The 21,114-nt window shown below is 52.4% G+C and carries 18 protein-coding genes and 1 pseudogene; 12 read left to right on the top strand and 7 right to left on the bottom strand.

What is annotated here, in order from left to right:
• Positions 1–3 precede the first annotated feature (3 nt).
• The 11 genes and pseudogenes from CFLAV_RS14485 to CFLAV_RS14440 all read left to right on the top strand — a co-directional run bounded on the left by CFLAV_RS14485 (position 4) and on the right by CFLAV_RS14440 (position 10,461).
• The gene (locus CFLAV_RS14485) at positions 4–657 is read left to right on the top strand and encodes a hypothetical protein (RefSeq protein WP_007415500.1); all 654 of its coding nucleotides are present in this window, start codon (positions 4–6) and stop codon (positions 655–657) included.
• A gap of 67 nt (positions 658–724) precedes the next feature.
• Positions 725–946 (top strand): hypothetical protein, encoded by a 222-nt coding sequence (locus CFLAV_RS14480; RefSeq protein ID WP_150107422.1) that lies wholly within the window; start codon positions 725–727, stop codon positions 944–946.
• A 136-nt stretch (positions 947–1,082) separates the two neighbouring features.
• On the top strand, positions 1,083–1,877 hold the full coding sequence (locus CFLAV_RS14475) for an alpha/beta hydrolase (RefSeq protein WP_007415498.1): 795 nt from the start codon (positions 1,083–1,085) through the stop codon (positions 1,875–1,877).
• A gap of 49 nt (positions 1,878–1,926) precedes the next feature.
• Positions 1,927–2,166 carry a hypothetical protein gene (locus CFLAV_RS34150; RefSeq protein WP_007415497.1) on the top strand — a complete coding sequence of 80 codons (240 nt, stop codon included), beginning with the start codon at positions 1,927–1,929 and terminating at the stop codon, positions 2,164–2,166.
• Positions 2,167–2,229: 63 nt separating this feature from the next.
• Positions 2,230–3,204, top strand: a pseudogene (locus CFLAV_RS14470) (aminotransferase-like domain-containing protein); the annotation flags it as partial.
• 78 nt (positions 3,205–3,282) lie between these two features.
• Positions 3,283–4,074: a hypothetical protein gene (locus CFLAV_RS14465; RefSeq protein WP_007415495.1), complete on the top strand. Its 792-nt coding sequence runs from the start codon at positions 3,283–3,285 to the stop codon at positions 4,072–4,074.
• 3 nt (positions 4,075–4,077) lie between these two features.
• Entirely contained in the window at positions 4,078–4,836 is a 759-nt protein-coding gene (locus tag CFLAV_RS14460; protein WP_007415494.1) for a hypothetical protein, read from the top strand.
• A gap of 123 nt (positions 4,837–4,959) precedes the next feature.
• Positions 4,960–6,888, top strand: a complete 1,929-nt coding sequence (locus CFLAV_RS14455) for a sodium:solute symporter family transporter (protein WP_007415493.1) — start codon at positions 4,960–4,962, stop codon at positions 6,886–6,888.
• A 537-nt stretch (positions 6,889–7,425) separates the two neighbouring features.
• A complete protein-coding gene (locus CFLAV_RS14450; protein ID WP_150107421.1) occupies positions 7,426–8,367 on the top strand; it encodes an HlyD family secretion protein in 942 nt (313 codons plus the stop codon).
• A gap of 7 nt (positions 8,368–8,374) precedes the next feature.
• The gene (locus CFLAV_RS14445) at positions 8,375–9,343 is read left to right on the top strand and encodes an ABC transporter ATP-binding protein (RefSeq protein WP_007415491.1); all 969 of its coding nucleotides are present in this window, start codon (positions 8,375–8,377) and stop codon (positions 9,341–9,343) included.
• Positions 9,340–10,461, top strand: coding sequence for an ABC transporter permease (locus CFLAV_RS14440; RefSeq protein ID WP_007415490.1), 1,122 nt, complete (start codon positions 9,340–9,342; stop codon positions 10,459–10,461). Before CFLAV_RS14445 ends, CFLAV_RS14440 begins: the two co-directional genes overlap by 4 nt.
• An 11-nt stretch (positions 10,462–10,472) precedes the next feature.
• On the opposite strand, the gene CFLAV_RS14435 is transcribed toward CFLAV_RS14440, so the two are convergent.
• Together CFLAV_RS14435 and CFLAV_RS14430 are read right to left on the bottom strand one after the other, a co-directional pair.
• On the bottom strand, positions 10,473–11,789 hold the full coding sequence (locus tag CFLAV_RS14435; RefSeq protein WP_007415489.1) for an NAD(P)/FAD-dependent oxidoreductase: 1,317 nt from the start codon (positions 11,787–11,789) through the stop codon (positions 10,473–10,475).
• A 48-nt stretch (positions 11,790–11,837) separates the two neighbouring features.
• Positions 11,838–12,578 (bottom strand): hypothetical protein, encoded by a 741-nt coding sequence (locus tag CFLAV_RS14430; RefSeq protein ID WP_007415488.1) that lies wholly within the window; start codon positions 12,576–12,578, stop codon positions 11,838–11,840.
• 122 nt (positions 12,579–12,700) lie between these two features.
• Here CFLAV_RS14430 and CFLAV_RS14425 point away from each other — a divergent pair, with 122 nt between their 5' ends.
• On the top strand, positions 12,701–13,939 hold the full coding sequence (locus CFLAV_RS14425) for a 23S rRNA (cytosine(2499)-C(5))-methyltransferase (RefSeq protein WP_202796902.1): 1,239 nt from the start codon (positions 12,701–12,703) through the stop codon (positions 13,937–13,939).
• 71 nt (positions 13,940–14,010) lie between these two features.
• Here CFLAV_RS14425 and CFLAV_RS14420 read toward each other — a convergent pair whose 3' ends face one another.
• The 5 genes from CFLAV_RS14420 to CFLAV_RS14400 all read right to left on the bottom strand — a co-directional run bounded on the left by CFLAV_RS14420 (position 14,011) and on the right by CFLAV_RS14400 (position 21,058).
• Positions 14,011–14,988 carry an MlaD family protein gene (locus CFLAV_RS14420; RefSeq protein WP_007415486.1) on the bottom strand — a complete coding sequence of 326 codons (978 nt, stop codon included), beginning with the start codon at positions 14,986–14,988 and terminating at the stop codon, positions 14,011–14,013.
• 12 nt (positions 14,989–15,000) lie between these two features.
• Positions 15,001–15,759 (bottom strand): ABC transporter ATP-binding protein, encoded by a 759-nt coding sequence (locus CFLAV_RS14415; RefSeq protein ID WP_007415485.1) that lies wholly within the window; start codon positions 15,757–15,759, stop codon positions 15,001–15,003.
• 12 nt (positions 15,760–15,771) lie between these two features.
• Positions 15,772–16,506 carry an MlaE family ABC transporter permease gene (locus CFLAV_RS14410; RefSeq protein WP_007415484.1) on the bottom strand — a complete coding sequence of 245 codons (735 nt, stop codon included), beginning with the start codon at positions 16,504–16,506 and terminating at the stop codon, positions 15,772–15,774.
• 14 nt (positions 16,507–16,520) lie between these two features.
• Positions 16,521–17,981 (bottom strand): hypothetical protein, encoded by a 1,461-nt coding sequence (locus CFLAV_RS14405; protein ID WP_007415483.1) that lies wholly within the window; start codon positions 17,979–17,981, stop codon positions 16,521–16,523.
• A gap of 194 nt (positions 17,982–18,175) precedes the next feature.
• A complete protein-coding gene (locus tag CFLAV_RS14400; RefSeq protein WP_007415482.1) occupies positions 18,176–21,058 on the bottom strand; it encodes an MMPL family transporter in 2,883 nt (960 codons plus the stop codon).
• Positions 21,059–21,114: the final 56 nt, after the last annotated feature.

Raw genomic sequence — 21,114 nt, 5'->3', positions numbered from 1 at the left:
CGAATGAAAAAAGCGAACTGGATATTTTTAGGCGCAATGCTGCTGGCGTTGCAAGGGGCAATGGCGGAAGAGGTCAAGCCGCTTTTCGAAAATAATTTTGAAAGCGCGGAAATCGGCAAAGTTCCGGATGGTCTCATGGTTCTCGATGGCGCTTTTGCCGTGAAGGAAGAGGGCGGGAACAAATTTCTCGAACTACCCGGTGCGCCACTGGATACCTTCGGGGTTTTATTCGGCCCAGCCGTTAAGGAAAATATCGCCGTATCCGCAAGCATCGATGGAACCAAAAAGGGCCGTCGCTTTCCCACCTTTGCGGTGGGTTCGAATGGACAGGGCGGATACAAGCTGCAAATTTCCCCCGGCAAGGGCGAGTTGGAATTATACAAAAGCGACGAGGTTGTCGCCCACGTGCCCTATGAATGGAAATCGGGCGAGTGGACCTTGCTAAAACTGCAGGTGGTCAAAGCTGGTGACGGTGTTTGGAAGGTGGAAGGCAAGGCCTGGACCAAAGGCAGTAGCGAACCCGCGAAGGCGCTGATTTCCTACGATGAAAAGAAGGAGCCATCCGCCGGTCGCGCTTCCATCTGGGGTCAACCTTATGCCACTACGCCAATTCAGTTCGACAATTTGATGGTTACGAAAGTTGCCGAGGGCAAGTAGGGGAGGATTAATGGCTGTGAAACTAATTCCAAGCCAGTCAGTCAAAATCCGAACAGCTCATGAAGTAATGACAACGCGGACAGCGGAGCTTGCATTTTTCATTGTGCAATTCGTGACTGCACCGGGGGCACCAGCGCCAGTGCTCGCCGCTAACATCACCGGACGCGATGGGACAAGCTTCAGTGGAAGCCTGCTCCTCTGGTTTGGCTGCGTTGTCTGGTTCAGCCGACATGGCTTTCTTTTATCTCCCGTTGCGGAGAACTGGCAAGGGCAAAGCACGTGCAACTAAAAATCTGAATGAGAGAAACCAAACAAGGCAGGTGCGGAACATCTCTCAATGGGGATTAGACACCAAGTGCTATTTTATTTAGATTAGGTAAACCTTTAGGACGGTTCGAGTAATTGCTCGCAACCCTCAGTGTCGCATGATACGCAAATTTGAATATGGACAGGTTTATCGTCCGGACAGCGAGTTCATCGCTGATGGCACGGAACTTGGCCGTCCTTTCCAGGACATTTATTTCGCCACCGAGGATGGGCTGCTGTTGAACGGTTGGTTTTTTCCGGCCGATCCGAATGCCAAAAGAAGCGACATGGTCATGTTGGTATGCCATGGGAATGGCGGCAATCTGAGTCATCGTCTGGATCTCTGCCGAACCCTCTTGCAGCTTGGAGTCAGCGTAATGCTGTTTGACTACCGGGGATACGGGCGAAGTCAGGGGGTGCCGACCGAGGAGGGAACCTACCTGGATGCTCAGGCGGCGCATCAATGGCTGCAGAAGAACGGCTTCGCTGCCGGGCATATTCTTTCCTACGGAGAATCATTGGGCGGCGGCATTGCCAGTGAACTGGCCATCCGTGAACAGGTGGGTGGATTAATTCTCCAAAGTACTTTCACCAGCATTCCAGATGTCGGTGCCGAGTTGTTTCCGTGGATTCCCGTCCGTTGGCTGGGCACGATCAAATACAACACCTTGAGCAAGTTGCCACTCATCCATGTCCCGGTGTTGGTCATGCATAGCCGTGATGACGGCCTGGTGCGCTTCCGTCATTCCGAAAAAAACTTCGAGGCCGCCAATGAACCCAAGATGTTTTGGGAAATCAATGGCGACCATGGTTATTCCCTCAAGTCCGACCATGACCGCTGTGCTGAAGGCATCAAGCGGTTCCTGCTAATGGTCGAAGCGGTGCAAGTTCAGCCCTTCGCAACGGCCAAATAAAAGGATGGCCGAAAAGGGGGCGGATTCCGTAAGGTAACCGCCACCTTGTATGAAACACTCTGTACTGTCGAAGCTGGGCCAGCGTTCCGAAGCACCTGCCATTTCCTGGTTGATGGAAGTAGCGCTTTCGCGACCGCAGCTCATCTCCCTGGCCGCAGGTTTTACCGATAACGAATCGTTGCCGGTCAATGACGCCCGCGACCTGCTGAATGAAATTTTGAAAAACCGGAAGACCGGTCAGGCCGCGTTGCAGTACGGGACCACCGCCCGGAGACCCGATGCTGCGTGAACTCACCGCCCAGGACTTTCGTTTGCTGGATGGTGTGCTGGACACGGACAAGCTTATTCCGCCGACCGGATGATCATTACTAACGGCTCACAACAGATGTTGTACATGGTCACGGAAGCCATGTGTGACGAAGGCGATGTGGTGATCGTGGAAGACCCCACTTACTTCGTCTATCTCGGCATCCTGCAAAGCCGCGGCATTAAAGGACGCGGTGTAAGAATTGAAGAGGATGGTTTGAGCCTGGAACATTTGGAGCAGGTGCTCGAATCACTCAAAAAGAGCGGCGAGATCAAGCGCTTGAAAATGCTTTACCTCGTGAGTTACTTCCAAAACCCGAGTGGCGTGACGACCAGCTATGAGAAGAAGGTGGGCGCGTTGAAGTTGCTGCGGAAATATGAGAAAGCTGCCGGGCATCCCATTTTCCTGCTCGAGGACGCGGCATATCGCGAGCTGCGCTTCAAAGGGGAGGATGTGAAGTCGGCATTGTCTGCCAAGGGTTTTGCGAACCGCGTCATCTACGCCGGAACCTATAGCAAACCTTTTGCAACAGGGACACGAGTGGGATTCGGCATTTTACCAGATCCCGTTTACACGGCGGTGATTCGCATCAAGGGCAACCATGATTTCGGCACCTCGAACCTGTTGCAACAGTTGCTAGTGAAGGCGCTCTCTTCCGGCAGATATGAAGAGCACCTGACCGCCCTGCAGAAACGATATGCGAAGAAGGCCAAGGGAATGCTCGTAGCGATGAAGCAATATTTTCCCGCCGAGGTACAATGGTGGGAACCCCTGGGAGGTCTTTATTATTGGGCGCGCGTGCCGCAAGCTCTAAAGACGGGTGTAAAATCCAAGCTGTTCCAAAAAGCCTTGGCGAAGGACGTCCTGTACGTTCCCGGCGAACTGTGCTACGCGAATGACCCGACCCGTCGCAAACCGGAGAACGCCATGCGCATCAGCTTCGGTGGCGGGACCGAGCAAAACATTCAGCTCGGCATCGAACGCCTCGGCGGTGTGTTGCGCGAGATGCTTGGGAAATAGTCAGTCGCGGAAATTCAGGCGGTAAAGCATTGCTTTTATCGGCCGTTTACTGGAATTCTGGTGAGCGGCCGAATTTTTATGCCTTACGCGGTTGTACAAAAGGATTTGGAAGCGCCAGCCATTGAGCGGCTCAAGGCGGCGTTCAGGAATGTTCCCGGTTTGACTGCTATTGATGCTCAGACCGTAGGTAATGACGCTTTTGGAATTCTGGTCAAAGGATTTACCCTCGAAAATGCGAACCGACTTAACCAAGCCCTCCAAGCGCAGGGAGTTGAGACGGAAGTTGTGGAGGAATCCATGCTCCCGACGCTGCCACCAGGCCCCAACACAACCTTTGTGGATTGTACTCCGGAACAACTGGTTGTGTATGATTCACTTAATCGGCCTGTTCAGGTGGATTGGCAAAGTGTCGTTCTGATTGCTGCTGGCAAAGTTCCATTGATTGAATTTAATAAGATTCGGGTCGAAACACCCGCTTCCCCTTTCGATCCCGCTAACTTTGGGAGGGAGTACGAATATCAACCTCGAACCAACACAGAATATGAAACCCGGGAGGAACGGCAGCATCATCTCTTGTTGGAAATCATTTTGGAGGGAGGAATATCGCGTTATGGTATCGACGCGGGCAAGTCAGCGCATTTGCTTTTCAGATATCTTGGAGAGCGGAAAACCAGAGACCTGCAAGCGAACTTCACACTGTTGATTCAGGACCTTGCAAGCTTCGCCCCTCACGCCGCAGTAAATCGTGGCACGTATTACTTTCGCGAACGGGCGGCTCAACCATTCTTCTATCCAAGTAAAAATGCTTTTTACGAAGAGATTATCTGGCTGCTTTGGAAACTTTCACAAAAACAGCCTCCCGGCTATTAACCCATGCCATACGCTCTGCTCCAAAAAAATCTTGAACCCATCGATGTCGAGAAACTGCGGCGTGCATTTGTGGGGCAGAAGAGGATTTCGGCTGCGGATGCTCCCATAATTGCCAGCAAGGCATTTGGTATTCTGCTGAGAAGCCTGGACCTGGAGGAAGCGAAGAACTTAAATCGGGCGCTGCTTGGAGAAAGTATCGAAACAGATATCGTTGAGGAAAGGCAATTGCCGGCTCTCCCACTGCCAAAGCTAATCAAGCAGATGGAACTCACGCCTCAAGCCATGATCCTGTTTGATCCTTTGGGGCGGAAAGTGCCAAATGATTGGAGCCAAATAGCCATGTTGGCTGCGGGTATGGTGAAGGAATCTACCATTCAACGGACGCGAAAGGAATGGGAGGTGGAGAAAATGAGGACCATTCCCGGTCTCATGATTCCGATTCGCACGAAGGAGAAAAAGTTTGAGTATTCCTCACGGGAAACATCCGAGTGGTCGTTGCGATTGGAGATCGTTTTGAACGGAGGAGCCGCCAGATTTCAAATCGCGGCGGATGATTTCAATTACGCCTGCCTGGGAGAGCGCAAAGTGGCAGATGATACCAATAACTTATGTTTGTTGTTGCGCGAGTTGGCAAACCTCGCCCCCCAAGCCAGGCTGAATCAAGGCGCAACTTGGATGTGGAACAATGAAGGCGAGGTTACGGCGTATCCACGCAAGGAAGCCCTTTGGGACGAAATCACCTGGACACTCTGGAAGGGTTAACCAGCTACCAGCAGTCGCCAGCCGCGCTCATGGCACGTACATGTAATAAATGCCCTGCCCAAAGCATGAACTTTTTTCTCGCTATTGAGTCATATCTGCTCCAGTAATGAACGTTCTAATTCCATGAATGGATATTTTAATTTCGCTGATTGGCTGGTGATTTTCATCTACCTCGGCGGCATCATTCTGCTCGGCGTCTGGTTCGGCAGGGACCAGAAGAATACGCGCGATTATTTCCTGGGTAGCCGGAACATTCCCTGGTGGGGCATTGGGCTTTCGATCGTGGCCGCCGAGACGAGTGCGCTGACCATCATTGGCGTGCCGGCGATGGCCTATGGCACCGATATGGCATTTCTGCAAATGATTGTAGGGTATGTCATTGCCCGAATCATTTTAGCGGTTGTAATGGTGCCGCATTATTTCAAGGGAGAGATTTATTCCCCATATCAATTATTCTCCAACGCATTCGGCCCTTCTGTGAGACAAATGGCCGGTGGTTTTTTTCTGCTCAGCGAAACACTGGCCGCCGGGGTTCGGGTATATGTTGCCTGTATTCCAATCAAGTTGATGTTGGGTGACAGGGTGCTGGGTTTCATGACCGGTGATCCGATTCTTGGGGCTATTCTGCTCTTTGTGCTTTTGTCGTTGCTCTACACCTATATTGGCGGCGTCAAGGCCGTCATTTGGACCGATGCCGTGCAGTTCTTTCTATTCCTGGTTGGCGGCATTTTCGCGCTTTGCTTCATTCCGAGTTATTTCAAGGGTGGCTTTGGGGAGGTATTCCACGCAGCCTCGGCCGGTGGAAAACTTCACTGGCTTAATACAGCTTTCACCTTGGGTGCACCCATCAATATTTTCATGGGGATTATCGGCGGAACTGTCATGGTGATGTCTTCTCATGGCGCGGAGCAATTGATCGTGCAGCGGGTGCTGGCGTGCAAGAACGTCGCTGAGGGAAGGAAAGCACTGGCATTAAGCGCCGTCGTGATATTTCCGCTCTTCCTGATTTTTCTGCTTACTGGCGCCATGCTCTGGGTTTTTTACCAATCCCATCCTTTCCAAATTCCGCTGCCGGAGCCGCGCCCGGGCTCAGGCATCAAGGCGAACGATTTTGTATTCCCGATTTTCATGATGACGGAAGTGCCGCACGTGCTGAAAGGATTTTTGATTGTTGCCATCCTGTCAGCCGCGATGTCCTCAGTCAGTTCCGCGCTGACGTCGCTATCCTCAGTTTCGACGATGGATTTTGTAAAAGCACTTTCGAAAAAATCCCGGAGCGAGTCGTATTATCTGACATTCAGCAAGGTTTCGACCATTGCGTGGGCGGCCATGTTGATTCTGGTGGCATATATCAGCCGGGAAGTGGATTTTGTTTTGAATGCGGCCTTCTCATTGCGCGGATTGACGAGCGGAGCACTTTTAGGCGGGTTGTTGCTGGCGGTGTTTTGGAAGAAAGGCCGGTCCACGCCGATTCTGGTCGGGATGAGTGCATCGCTGCTGGTTATGACTGCCATCCAGGTGTTGCCCAAATACGAGTATTTTCGTCCTCCAGCACTTTCCGCGGGTGACATCAACCTGGAAGCTTTTGCAAGCGAGTTGCGAGAGCCGGCCAGGAACGAGGGCGTTACGCCCTTCCTTCAGACGCAGCTCTCACCTGCCACCAAAGAGATGTTAGCGGCATATAAAGGAGGCACGAATGAACCATTGCAGAGAGCTTTGGTCACAGATTTAAATCAAGTCATTCAAGGTAAATCGATTTATGACACCGAACGGTTTGCCAGCGTGAAATTGTCTCCGGATACCGTCAAGTTGCTTGAGCGGGGGCAGGAGGGAAAGGGATTGGCGCGGTTGAACCGGACCTTGCTGCTGGAGGCTTATCCAAAGAAGTTATCTCTCCATATCCCCGAAATCTTCTGGCCATGGTATGCGCTGATTGGCACGACAGTGATGATCGGCGTGGCCTGGTTGGTGAGACTGGTAATGGGTGTCGATTCCGATTCCCGATATAAAGCCAGACCGCAAACCGCCAGCAATGAGCCGGCAATAAAATAGAAGATAGAAGCGTTCGCATGAGGTAATTCTGCCCCAAGGCGGACGCATCCAAACGGGTTGCATTCCAGGATTTTTGCCACCACACAATTTCTCTCGACACGGAATTCCGTCATTTTTAAACTACCCGCATTGCTCGATTTCAATGCGGGTAGTTTACGTTATTCATGGAGCATTCGTCCAAGCAGAACGATTGAGAAGTGAACAAGAGGAAACGGAGTGTTTTCAGGGCCTTGATTCAACTCTGCTCCATCCCCCGTCTGCTCACTATTCAGTGCGCCTCCGAATTGGGAGAGAAAAACGGTTATTCGCCGCTCCTTTCTCTCCGTTCCTTTGTTTGCTCCTGTTCAACTGCATGGTTACGGCTAAGACATGCCGGTTGTGTGCCTTAATTCATGAAGCATTAGGGGAGGTTGCAATTCGGCGTTGCGCATATTCGTGAAACCAAGTGATTTCCACCAGCTTGCAGTGGCATTGAGATGCGTCCGGCTTGCCTTCCGCCCTTGAATCCGTTCGCCTAGTGGTTATCTTTGATTCCACGTGGATAAAAGACTCTACTTTCGAGTTTTGATAATGGCGCTTGGGCTTCTGGCGACTTCCTGCAATCGCAATTCCAATTCTCGAGCCGTTTCCGGCACCATTGATGTGGACGAGGTGCGCGTGGCCTCGCGGTATGGAGGGAGAGTTGAAAAGATTTTCGTTCAGGAAGGAGATGCTTTAAAACCCGGACAGGAAATTATGGAACTGGATGCTGCTGAACTCCAGGCGCGTGGCAAGGAAGTCGCTGCCATTTTGGCGGAAATGGAGGCGGGGCCGAGGAAGGAGGAAATCGAAACCGCCAAAAATGAGTGGGCGGCACAGAAGGCAGACCTCGAATTCGCCGAAGCAGACGCGAAACGTGCAGAGATTCTTTTCAAGCAAAACACCATTTCGCCTAACGAGCGGGATCGTGCCGTGACTCGCGCGGACGGTTTGCGAAAGAGTGTCTCGGCGGCGAAGAGCCGTTATGATCTTCTGCTGGCTGGCACGCGTCCGGAGCGGATTGATCAGGCACGGGCACAACTGGCTCAGATCGACGCGCAGTTGCGGGAGATGAAAATCGTCTCTCCCACGAACTCCGTGATGGAAGTGCTCAGTGTAAAAGTGGGTGATGTGTTGGCCGCCAATCGCGAGGTGGCCACTTTGATTTTGCCGCAGCATCTGTGGGTGCGAGTCTTTGTGCCCGAGACCTGGCTGGGACACATCCATCTCGGAGAGGCGGTGAAGGTGCGCGTGGATTCGTTCCCAGGAAAAGATTTTGAAGGGACAGTTGAGCAGATCAATCGAGCTGCAGAATTTACTCCGCGCAATGTGCAAACCGCGGAGGAACGCATTAAGCAGGTTTTCGGAGTGAAGATCCGCCTAAAAAACGAAGAGGACAAGTTGCGCGCGGGCATGTCTGCGGATGCAACCTTTCCCGGTGTTCCAGCGCCACCCAAGTGAGTCATCCATGGCTGCGGAAACCATGATCGAATGTGAAGGGCTGACCAAAAAGTTCGGTTCGTTCACGGCTGTTGATCATGTCAGCTTCAAGGTGGGAAAGGGTTCCATCTTTGGTTTTTTGGGGCCGAATGGTTCCGGTAAATCCACCGTGATTCGCATGCTATGCGGGTTGTTGGAGCCGACGGAGGGCAGGGCATTAATTGCGGGCTTTGATGTGGCCAGGGAGACGGACAAAATCAAGAGCATGATTGGCTACATGTCACAGAAGTTCTCTTTATATGATGAGCTGACTGTTCACGAGAACCTGATGTTTTATGGCCGCCTTTATGGACTGCGCGGTGAAGCACTTGCGAGGCGCCGGGATGAGCTGGTGGCATTGACTCACATCGAGCCGTACATGAACCGCCGGGCAGCCTTGCTTTCCGGCGGTTGGCGGCAGAGATTGGCCATGGCTTGTTCCTTGTTGCATCAGCCAACGGTGTTATTTCTTGACGAGCCCACGGCGGGAATTGATCCGGTTGCGCGGCGGGAGTTGTGGGATTTGTTGTTTGAATTTTCGAGCCGGGGCATGACCTTGTTCGTGACGACGCACTACATGGATGAAGCAGAGCGCTGCACCCATGTGGGATATATTCACATGTCCAAGCTGGTCGTGTGCGGAGTCCCGGACGAGCTGAAGCATTTGCCGTCAGTCAATCCGCCGGGAACGAAACGCTGGGATGTGACCTGCGAACATGTGACGGCGGCCATGCAAGCCTTGCGCCATATGCCCGGCGTGCGGAATACGACCGTGTTTGGGCAATCGATGCATTTATTGGTGGATGAACAGATGTCAGAAGAAACCGTGCGTGCTCAACTGGCTGCTCTCGGCATCACTAAAGTGGACATCCATCCGATCGGGCCATCATTGGAGGATGTTTTCGTGGCACTGACGGCGAATCGTAACGATGGGCAAACGAAGGAAGGCAAAGCATGAGCAAAATTTTTCGCGGGTTTAGGGCCATTCTTTACAAGGAATTCATTGTGGTATTGCGCGATCCAATGACCCTGTTTTTCCTGTTCTTTCCGCCATTGGTCGAGATGATCGCGTTCGGTTACGCTTTGGACAATGACGTAAAGCACATGGCCACGGTGGTCTTGAACGAGGATCAAACTCCTGAAAGCAGGCAATTGGTCGACAGATTTGTAAACACGCAGACCTTCCGCGTGGTGGGACAAGTGCAGAGTGTCAGCGAACTGGCCGCAGCGATTCGGAAGGGTAAAGCTTATATCGGGCTGCAAATACCTCCTGATTTTACGCGCAACCTGCGTGCCGGTCGGACCGCGCATGTGCAGGTGCTAATAGATGGTTCCAATTCCACCACGGCGCTGCAGGCCTTAAATACCGCCTTGGGAGTCACATTGAGCCAGGCCGTGGCAGCGTTGTTGGCGGAAAGCGGACGCAAGGAAGTGCCGATAGAAGTGCGCCCGCAAGTGCTCTATAACCCGGCCATGCGCAGCCCGAACTTCTTCATTCCAGGTGTAATTGGAGTGGTGCTGCAAATCGCGACCACCTTTGCTACCGCGATGTCACTGGTGCGGGAACGGGAACGGGGGACGTTGGAGCAACTGTTGGTCAGTCCACTCTCACGCTGGGGACTGATGTTGGGCAAACTGACGCCTTATCTTTGCATCGGCATGACCATGTCGCTGGTCCTCTTTTCGATCATGCACTGGTTGTTTGCCGTGCCGATTGCCGGAAGCTTGGTTGCGCTATTCGTTTCAACGTTAATTTATGTCTTCGCGTTACTGAGCCTGGGCTTGCTGATTTCCACACGGGCGCAGAATCAAATGCAGGCATTGCAAATGAGCATTACCTTGATCCTGCCATCAGTTTTCTTTTCCGGATTCATCTTTCCCCGCGAAACCATGCCTTGGATTTTCTATGCCATCGGCTCATGCCTGCCGACCACATACTTTATCGATTTAATGCGGGCAATCATCCTGCGCGGCGCCAGCCTTGGGGATTTTTGGATGCACCTTTGTATTCTCTCAGGCATGGGAATCGTCTTGTTTGTGGCTTGCTCCCTCCGATTCAAACAAAAGATTGCATAGTGCCGGAATTGTCAGCCCTTCGGGGCGGTAGTCAGTGGCGACGAGCGCGGGACGGAGCTGGCTTGAGATGGGTATTCGATGATGATGCGAGCCCCACGCCTGTAAGTGATATAGCCGTAGAACCACTGGAAGAGAACGGCGAGCTTGTTGCGGAAACCCACGAGGAAAATCAAGTGGATGATCAGCCACGCAAGCCAGGCTATAAATCCGGAGAACTCAAACTTGCCCACTTGCGCGACTGCGGCAGAACGGCCAATCGTCGCCATGGTCCCCTTGTCCCAGTATTTGAATGCAGGCCGCTTCACCGCGCCGCGAAAGGCGAGATCATCTGAAATGATCCTGGCCACCAGCTTCGCTTCCTGCATGGCTGCGGGTGATACGCCCGGGACGGGCTTGCCGCCGGGTTGCGGCACCAGGGCCATGTCACCGATCGCAAAGACCTCCGGGTGCGCGGGAATGCTCAGATCGGGATTCACCTTCACCCGGCCAGCGCGGTCGAGTTCAACGCCGAGCTTTCGCGTAAGGGATGTGGCCGAAACTCCGGCAGCCCAGATGATGTTGCCCGCGTGAATGGTTTCGCCATTTGCAAGGTCCAGACGGCCTTCCGAAATGTTTTTCACCATGGTGGAAGTCCGCACTTCAACACCAAGAGCTTCCAATTGCTTTTGTCCACTGACGGATAACTCGGGAGAGAACGTGGGCAGAATACGTGGCCCTGCTTCAATCAAAATAACATGGGCTTGCGCGGGATCGATTCTCCGGAAGTCAGATCTTAAAACATGTCTGGCAAGCTCGGCAAAGGCTCCCGCGAGTTCCACACCCGTGGGACCACCGCCGACCACGACAATCCTCATCAACCGATCGTGCGTGTCCGGGCTCGGCTCCGTCTCGGCCTTCTCGAAAGCCATCAGGATATTGCTGCGGATATGCAGGGCATCTTCCAGCGATTTCAAACCGGGAGCATGTTCCTCCCATTCTGGATGGCCGAAGTAGCTGGTGCAACTGCCCAGGGCAAGAACGAGATAATCGTACTCGAGCACACTGTCCTGCAGGATAACTTTCTTTTCCGCGAGGTTAAAATCAACCACCGTGTCGAGCAGTACCGTAACGTTTTGTTGGTTGCGCAGAATGGCACGGACGGGTTGCGCAATTTCCGGGGCGGATAGACCTGCGGTAGCCACCTGGTATAGCAGTGGTTGAAACAGATGGTGATTGGTCCGGTCGACGAGTGTGATCCTGGCATTCGGATCGTCGAAGTTTTTGCAAAACTCCAACCCGCCGAATCCTGCGCCCAAAACAACAATGTGAGGATGTTTGGTCTCCACCATGACTGACTCTTTATCGAAAGACGGAAAAATGCAAATCAACAACGAGACTCACGTGAGCTCTTGCGGCAGGTTAAAGCCGGTCTGGGAATTGGGATCCGTTTGCAATTGATTGTTGATCATGATCTTCTGCCAGGCCTTGCGGGAAAGGCTGGAGGTCAGGTCTTCAATCTGGTCCACCGCGCTCAAAACTACCGGGTCATCATATTCTTGCACGTATAGAGCGGCGATTTTGCCGATCAACGAGGACATCTCACTGCAGTAATCCAGGTAGCGGGAGAGTTCAAAGCGGGTCATGCTGCGCTTCGGAGAGGAGGCTGTTTGCGGGCCTTTGCCTTCGATGGTCTCAGGATCCTTCGTGAGCTGATGCATGTCGACGATATGGGCCAGGGAACGCAGTTCGTGAATCAATTTTAATGCCCGGTTACGTTTTAAGCGAATTTCCATGGTGAATAAGAAAAAAATGGCGCCACCCAACAGGATGACGGTATTCAAGGCCGCATCCATGGCCTGCAGCAGCTCGGAAAAACGATCGATATCCGTATTAATTTTCAGCTTTAAAAAAATTTTTATAATGATGGTCAGGAAAGCAATGACCAGAAACGCAATGCCGATGCGTAACGGAAAATGGGGTTTGGAAAGCGCGCCAGCTTTGACGGGAGATTTCTCAGCCACAGCGAGCAAATCTTCCGCCACGTGTCCGAGACTGGCGGTCGGAAAGCGTTCTTTTATTCGGTTGCGCAACCGGCGGACCGTTTCGACTATTTTTTCAGCGTCGAGGCTCCTGTACACACAGACAAAATCCCAAAGTCTGCCCTGGAGTCAAGCCACTAACGCCCCGGTGGACAGTATTGTTTCCCCGAATGCGTTAAATCTGTTAATTTAATCTCGTCGTTAGCAACCCGTACAATCAATTGAGTTCTCAATCTAAATCGAAACCAGCAGCAGCAGCGCCCCGACTACGCCTGCGGATTACTGCAACGGCGGAGTCCATTGTGCGGTCGGGCCATCCTTGGCTCTTTGCGGACAGCATCCATGAGCAGAATCGTGCTGGAAACACCGGCGAGTTGGCGGTCATCTATGATCGGAAGGACGAATTCCTGGCGGTGGGGTTGTATGATCCTGATTCGCCCATTCGAGTGCGTGTCTTGCATGCGGGCAAGCCGCAGACGATCGATGCCTCCTGGTGGCGAAATCGTCTACAGGAAACCTTGGCCAGGCGGGAAGGCCTCTTCGATGCGCAGACGAACGGGTATCGCTGCATCAATGGTGAGAGCGATGGCTGGCCGGGATTGGTGCTTGATCGCTATGGCGATGCTTTGGTGCTGAAACTTTATACGGCGGCCTGGCTGCCGCGACTGGGTGAACTCGTGCCGTTGATACGAGAGACTCAGGCTGGCGAACGCCTCATTCTCAGGCTAAGCAGAAACATCCAGCGATTGGCAGAAAAGGAATTCAAGCATGCCGATGGCGAAATTCTTTATGGCCCGGGTCTTAATGAGCCGGTGATCTTCCTAGAGACAGGATTGCGATTCGAGGCAGACGTGTTGCGCGGGCAGAAGACCGGGTTCTTTTTGGATCAGAGGGAAAATCGTCGGAAAGTCGAAGCTTTGGCCAAAGGCCGCGCAGTTTTGAATGCTTTCAGTTTTTCAGGAGGATTCTCATTATACGCGGCCAGAGGCGGTGCGAAATCCGTGACCGATTTGGATATCAGCGCCCATGCGCTGGCGAGCGCGGAGCGCAACTTCAAACTCAATGCAGACATACCAGCGGTGGCGGGCTGTCCACATGAAATGGTGCAGGCAGACACGTTTGAATGGTTGGATAAGAGTGCAAACAGAAAATTCGATTTAATCATTCTCGACCCTCCCTCTTTGGCGAAGCGCGAGGCTGAACGCGCTGGAGCCATCCGTGCCTATGGAAAGCTCGTGGCCGCGGGAATTCGGTGTCTCAATAACGGAAGTGTTTTGCTGGCAGCGTCCTGTTCTGCTCATGTTTCTGCAGATGAGTTTTTTGCGGTGGTGCGGCAGACGGCCGCAGGGTCAGGTAGAAAGTTTGTCGAACTGGAAACCTCCCTGCATGCGCCGGATCATGCGGCGCGATTTAAGGAAGCAGAGTACCTAAAGGCAATTTATCTGCGCTTTGATAAATAAATCGTCTCTGAGAGCAAAAAATCCCCGTCCCGGTATTTCAGAACGAGGATGCAAGCGTGCGGAATCGACAATTAGAACAAGCTGCTGGCCAGAGAGCCAACGATGCTGAGCGGACCCTGGTCTTCCAGGCCTTCGGTGGCCTTATCCAGCTTTTGAAGCGTCATCTTGGCATTCTTGTAAAACTCCTGATCGTTTATCAGCTTGCCGACCGAACCCTGGCCCTGGTTCACCTTTTGCAAAATCTCTTTCGCATTTGTCATCGTCGCGGTGGCTTCGACGTAAAGTTTGTCATCCTTGAGCAGCTTGCCGACCGTGCCTTGACCTGAGTTGACCTGGTCCACCACCTTGCGCGCTTCAGCAACGGTTTGCTGTATCTCTGTGGCGGTATTCTGAAGGTTGGTTACTGAGGCATAAGCACTGTTGTAGAGCGAGTCGTCATAGATCAATTTTCCGACTGTTCCCTTACCCTCGGCAATCTGACCGGAGATGCCTTGGAAGTTCGCAATGATGGCGCTTAATTTCGGATTATTTTGGCGCATGAAATCGGTGAAAGGTCCCAGCAAATTGTCAATCTTATCACCCGTGAAGCTCTTGGTGAGATTCTGCACACCGCTGGCGACATCGTCCAATTTCGCTATCAACGTACTGAGGTCAGGTTGTTCGGTTGTGGCGATCAACTGATTCTGTTCCATCTTCGGAGAATTGGGGTTGCCAAAGTCGAGAGCTACAAAATAATTGCCCATCAAACCGGTGAATTTGATGGTAGCCTTGCTGTCGGTATGCACGGGGGTATCCTTGTTCAGGCGTAGCACCACTTCGACCTTGGCTTCATTGGTCGCGAGTTGGATTTTTTCGACCTGTCCGACCGGCACACCAGCCATCTTGACTGCATCACCTACTTTTAAATCCTGAATATTATTGAAGCGGGCTCGCAGATGATAGCCGGGTTTGAAGATGTTCACCCCACCGATGAGTTCGAGGATAATAAAGGCAGCTAATACCGCCAGAAGCACAAAAATGCCCAGCCGGGTTTCCAGCGTATTTTTCATAGAGCTTAATTTTTAACGGAGTTTGAAATCTGCGTTCAAGAACTTTTGGATGATTGGTTCGGAATTTCGTTTCACCTCATCCGGAGTGCCCACAGCCAGGATTTTTCCTTCGCTGATAAAGGCGATGCGGTCAGCCACACCAAATGCGAGGTCGCGATCATGGCTGACGATAATCGAAGTAACGTGGATCTGCCTGTTTAAATTTACAATTTCTTCACCGATAACCACGGCGGAAAGCGGGTCGAGTTCGCTGGTTGGTTCATCATAAAGAATCAACTCAGGCTCAATGACCAGGGCGCGGGCGATGGCCACCCGCTTTTTCATGCCGCCCGAAAGCTCGCTGGGCAGTCTGTCCTCCTGCCCTTTCAAGCCAACTACCTCCAGTTTTTCCGCCACAATCCGGGCAATCTCACGCGGTGGCTTGAGCCGGTGTTCGGAAAGGTAGAGTCCCACATTTTCGCCCACCGTCAGCGAATTTAACAGGGCTCCAGACTGAAATACCATGGCCAGGCGGTGGTGTTCCATGACCTCGGGGGAGAGAATCGGTTCACCATTGATCAGGATTTCCCCCGCGTCTGGTTCCTCGAGGCCGATGACGTGTTTAAGCAGCACGCTTTTCCCGCTGCCGCTGGGACCCATGATAACGAAAATTTCACCGGGGCGAACCTCCAGGTCCAGACCTTTGAGGATTTCCTGTCCATTAAAACTTTTATGCAGTCCCTGAACCTTGACGCTGACACCATGTTTTGCTGAGTTGGCCGAATTATTCATGAATCGAGGAAATTAGAGCATCAGACGGGTCAGGAAATAATCCAAAATCACAATCAGGACAATGCAATTTACGACAGCCTTCGTCACGGAACGGCCGATGCCGCGCGGCCCACCGATGGTTTGCAGCCCTTGATGGCAGCACACGACACCGATCACAAGTGCAAAAATAAAGCTTTTAACCAGGCCGTTAATGACATCACCGAAATCCACCACTTCCCTCAGGTTGGTAAAGAACGCCTGGAATGACACCGCAATTTTATGATTCAGGGCAGACACCAGAGCGCCGCCGCCCCAGCCAACCAGAATCGAGAAGATTACGAGAAGCGGCAGGGCCACGGCAATGGCCGTAAGCCGGGGGAGCACCAGATAATGAATCGGATTGATGTTCATCGTGCGCAGGGCGTCAATTTCCTGGTAAACACGCATCGAGCCGATTTCGGCCGTCATCGAAGAGCCAATGCGGCCGGCGATCAGGATGGACATCATTACCGGGGCGAGTTCCTTGGCCATGGAAATCCCAACGAGGCCGCCGACCGAGTTGGTAAGGCCGCGTTCCACCAGCACCGGGCCGGTAAGCAGCGCAATCACACCTCCAATAAAGAAGGAGAGAATGCAAACCATTAACAGGCTGGCATTGCCGATTTCGAAAAACTGATCGAAAGTCTTCTGCCTTTGACGCCAAACGAGTGGCAGCGAGCGCACCGTCCGCCAAAAAAGAAGCATCAATTCGCCAATATTTTGAAACATAAAAGAATTTGCCGTTAGCGCCCTTTTGAATCCTCAGGCGAAGGAACCTGCTCCTTGCCCATTGGAATATAGCACACGCGCCAATGTTTACCTTCACCGGTCGATTGATATTGCACCAGCCCAAACAGCAACGAGAGCTTTTTCTTTTCCGGTGAAGCTTCATGCCGATAAAGATTCCAAAGCAATGATTGGCTGGAAGCCTTCGTTCGTGGATTCTTCTCAGAACGCCACAAGGCATAAACCTGGGAATAATTCCGTTCAATACTCTTATTGGTTGGAAAGAAAGGCTCCAGCAGCGATAGAACCTGAAGCCTTTCATTACCATTTAACTCCCATCTATGGGTGAAGAACGGCAGGAAGGCGACTCGCCGGGCGTAAACGCCTGTATCCGTGTTCTTCTCCCGGGTGTCGGAATAAAGGAACAGGAGAATCCGCGTGCGTTCGCGATCCAACGGGGACGACAGGATGCGGTTGTATTTATAAACCGGCCACAGGTAAGTATTGCTTACCAGGTTGGTGCTGTGGGCCTCGCTGTAAATTGGCCAAAAACGCGTGATTGTTTTGCCCGGGCCGCGCGCAATGGCGACAAAGGGCCAGGGCATGTCGTATTCGCGATACCCCTTTTCGCGATCGTCTGTCCAGGTGAAGAAGGGCCACAGAATGGAGGTTGAATCACGGTTCTTGGAGTGAAAGCGAACGTAAAAGGGAATGATTGCGCGCTGATGAGAGATATTCTCCGTGCCAATGTCAGCGGTTACCTCCGAGTAGATAGGCCACAAGATGAAACGCCGGTCATGCCCGGGAATTTGGGTTACATCACCAAAGCCGTTGGTGCTGCTGGTGACATCCTTGTGTTCATGTCCAGCCAGAGGCAGGACCTGCCAGCCCTTAAGCCCGTTGCCATGGCGCAAATGGAAAATGGGGTAGGGCATGTTTTTCGTCACAACGTCGCGCTTACGGGTTTCAACGTAAAAAGGCATCATGACGAAGTTGATTTCGTCGCGGAAAAGGCGGTTACGCAAATGACCGTAGAAGGGGAGGACAGAGGTGTAGTTCTGGCCTGGCTCTACCGATCGCTGCTGGATATAGATCGGGAACAGGGCGAAGCGATGGTTCGTATTGCCGCTCTGGGTTCCACCGGTCGCAAAGTTGAAAAGCTGCCCGATTTGCCAGCGAGTTTCCTTTCCAAACTTGTCGTAAGTCAGCAGTGGATAAAGAAAATCGTACTCCTCGTATTCGAGGGTCGGATCGGTTGTTCTGGAGAAAAAAGGAGGAATGGCCCACTGATGCTGCGTTTCCTTTTGTTCGGAATAAAAAAACGGTCCAGCCGCCTCAACCCGGTGACCTGGCGCGAGGGTTAGATCAAATTCATCAAAAAGTGGTCCTGCATGAATGGATTCGGCGACCGCTTGCAAGGGAGCAAGCAGGCAGGTAAAACCTAGGCACCAGATACTTAAATGTTTACTAATGGCCATTACCGATCACACAAATGTTCGGACGCAAAATACCACGGCAAAAGACTCCTCTCGTCAAGCACAGTAATTCAGAGTAAGAGGCCTTAAAATGCACACGTTAACGCTAACTTCACTCGTGAAGCTCAGAATTGGGCGGTTTAACATATGGATTGACTTCGCCACGGTTTTTTCTATGCTCGCGTTAATTGAGGTTTTTACCTCGGTTCCTCCCGACCCAGTGTCGACCGTGCATTGTCGCCGCTGGGTTGTTTTTTCGCTCCGCCACTCCGCAGACTAAGCAGACTTAGGACTGCTGGCAAAAAGGTCAAACTCGCAATCATGCACATGGCCACACCGGTGGACATTACGTATCCAAGGCTGCGAATCCCTTGATGCTGGGCCAAAATCAAACTGCCAAAGCCGGCAATTGTGTTCAGCCCAGATATGAAAACCGCTTTGCCGGTGCTTTTGGCAAGAATCCCCGGATCTCTATCCTCTGCAAACCGATTCAAGATATGAATCCCGTTCGTGACCCCGATTCCGATGACGAGAGGGAGGGTCATGATGTTCGCGGGATTAAATGGAATGTTAAAAAATCCCATGATACCTCCCATCCAGATGGAACCAATGGCCACGGGCAGGAGCGCCAGAAGCAGGGATGCAAAGCTTCGAAAGTGAATCAATACCATGATTACAATGGCGGCCAGGGCATAATAGGCAGCCTGGATATAACTATCCTTCAGCAGCGTGGTGTATTCGTAAAGCTGCACCGGCGTGCCAGTCACATTCGGGTCAACCGTGCGCAATTCCTTCACAAATTCCTCCTGCTTATCGCGCTGCCAGACATCTTCCCTGGGATAAACCTGTAGTAAATACTTGTGAGTTTTGCCAATGAAACGGTTATACAATGCCGGTGGCAAATCCTTGATCTGCAGCCGGGAGCTGTCGTCCTGGTCGCGCAGAGACTGAAAAGTTTCGTGCACGTCATCGAACAAGGCCTGCTGGTACGCGGCTAATTTTTCCGAAGCCACCTTGGGGTCCATACTCAACATCTGTTTGCGCAGGTCATTGATTGAGTTCCGCAGGGTCAGCAGTTGGTCTGAGAGCTTGGGTTCTTCCTTCGCCGGAGCAGTCGCCACTCTCGCGTTATCACTGTTGTTCGTGAAGTTGAGAGAAATCGGTTTGAGAGGAGCGGCAGCTTCATCCTCCTTGACGGCTTCAGCCGCCGCGCCCATGTAGCCGTAAGTGGAATAAAGAGTATAGCTGAGCTTATTCAAATCAACCGGCGCCATGTCCGTGGGGCGAAACTGAATCGGGGCGATTTCCTTTTTGACCTCACCAATCAATTTCAGTTTTTCGGAGGCATCTTCGACGATGTAAGGAGCCATTGAAATGACATCCGCGACCGCCGGCAGTTTCTTCAGCTTCTTCTCGAGCTCGACTGCCCGCTCGGGAGTATCGGCAACGACCGCCGCAAAGAGAACCGACCTCGCATTGGTCCGGGAGCCGGAATCATTGGTCCGGGAAGCGGAATCGATCAGCTTTTTTTCAAACACCACCGCAGGCAACCCCTCGGACTGCATGTTAAGCAGATCGTAATCAAAAAAGACTTTGCGAAACTGGGTCAGCGACAGGGCAGTCAGGAACAGCGTGATAACAATTACGGTAATGGGACGATGCAGCCAAATCCTCTCAATGCGGGCTCGAAGTTCAACCTGCGCCGGCGGTTTCGCCACAATCTTGCGCGGCTCATGATCAATTGCATTCTGCCGACCGCGATACAGCAGCACCGGCAGCAATGTCATCATCGGGATGAAGCAAACAATCATGCCGCCCCCGCAAATGACACCCATTTCCTGGATGCCCTTGAAGTTGGTGAAAGCCATCGCCCCGAAGGCGGCCGCCGTCGTCAATGCCCCCGTGAATATTCCCTGGCCGGTGTAAACGATGGCCTTGCGCATGGCCGCATCCTCGCTTCGACCCAGCCGCAACTCTTCTTCATAACGCGTGATGAGATGCACGCCAAAATCAATCGCCAAACCAATAAGAATCGGAACAAAAGTGATGGTGAGAATATTGAGATGGCCGACCACCAGCGTGGTAAAGCCCATGGTGTAGCCCAGGCCGATGATCAAACAGAGCGTGGCCTTGAGCGGACGCCCCGTTTCCTGGTAACCATAAATGAAGATTGCCGCGCAGAGAATCAGTGAAACAATGCTCGCAACCATGGAATCCTTCTGAGACTGCCCCATCTCGTCGTGCTCCAACACCGGTTCACCCGTGACGCCCACGTTCAGGCCCGGCACTTCGCGTTCTGTTTGCGCAACCAAAGTCCGAAGTCGATCCACGGCGTCACCATTGAGTTCCTCGGTTTTGGCGCGGGCCGTCACCAGGTAAACCCGGCCTTTATCATAGGTGATATAAATTTGCTGTTCCGCTTCGTTGCCGGCATCGAAGAGAGCGTAGATGGCCGGGGAAACCGGCGCGCCCGGACGTTGCAAGCTGCTGGTGGCTTCCTTGACGATGCGATCCAGCATCGGCACGGCCTTCACCATGGCCTCATTCTCAGCATTAGCCTCGCGCTTCGCATGCAGGAACTCGTAATTGATCATCGCAAAGAGCGATGACATGTTGGTTGCCTGGGTGAATTTGTTGATGAAGGGAATGTAATCCGAGAGCATCACCCGCAGCTCCTTCAGATCCTTTTCCGGGAAGAACAAAAGCGCCTTGGAACCCATCATGGTGGGATCACCCTTGTAAAAAACATCCGTGAAGAGATTTGTTTCCGCCTCGAGCTTCGCTCCCAATCGCTCCACAAATTGGCGGTTTTTGTCCATGTTCTCACTCTCCACGACCGTCACGAGATCGTCCTGAGTGGGAAATTCCTTCTTAAATTTCAGGTAATTCTGATGATACTTTTTATCCGAACCGACAAGGTTATCGCGACTGACATCAAATTGCAGATGGAAAACCGTGTATAGGACACACAGGCCAAACAGGAAGAACTGTGGCCACAGGAAAAGCCAGCGATGCCGCGCGATGGCGTCTGCCAACCGGCCCAATGCCCTGCCAAATAATGTGTCACCTAACGAATTCATTTAATACAAACACAAACAATCGAATCAGTATCCCCAAACAAAAAGCGAACACGATT

The sequence above is a fragment of the Pedosphaera parvula Ellin514 genome (assembly GCF_000172555.1).
Taxonomy (GTDB): Bacteria; Verrucomicrobiota; Verrucomicrobiia; order Limisphaerales; family Pedosphaeraceae; genus Pedosphaera.
This window is presented reverse-complemented; position numbering and strand designations above follow the sequence as displayed.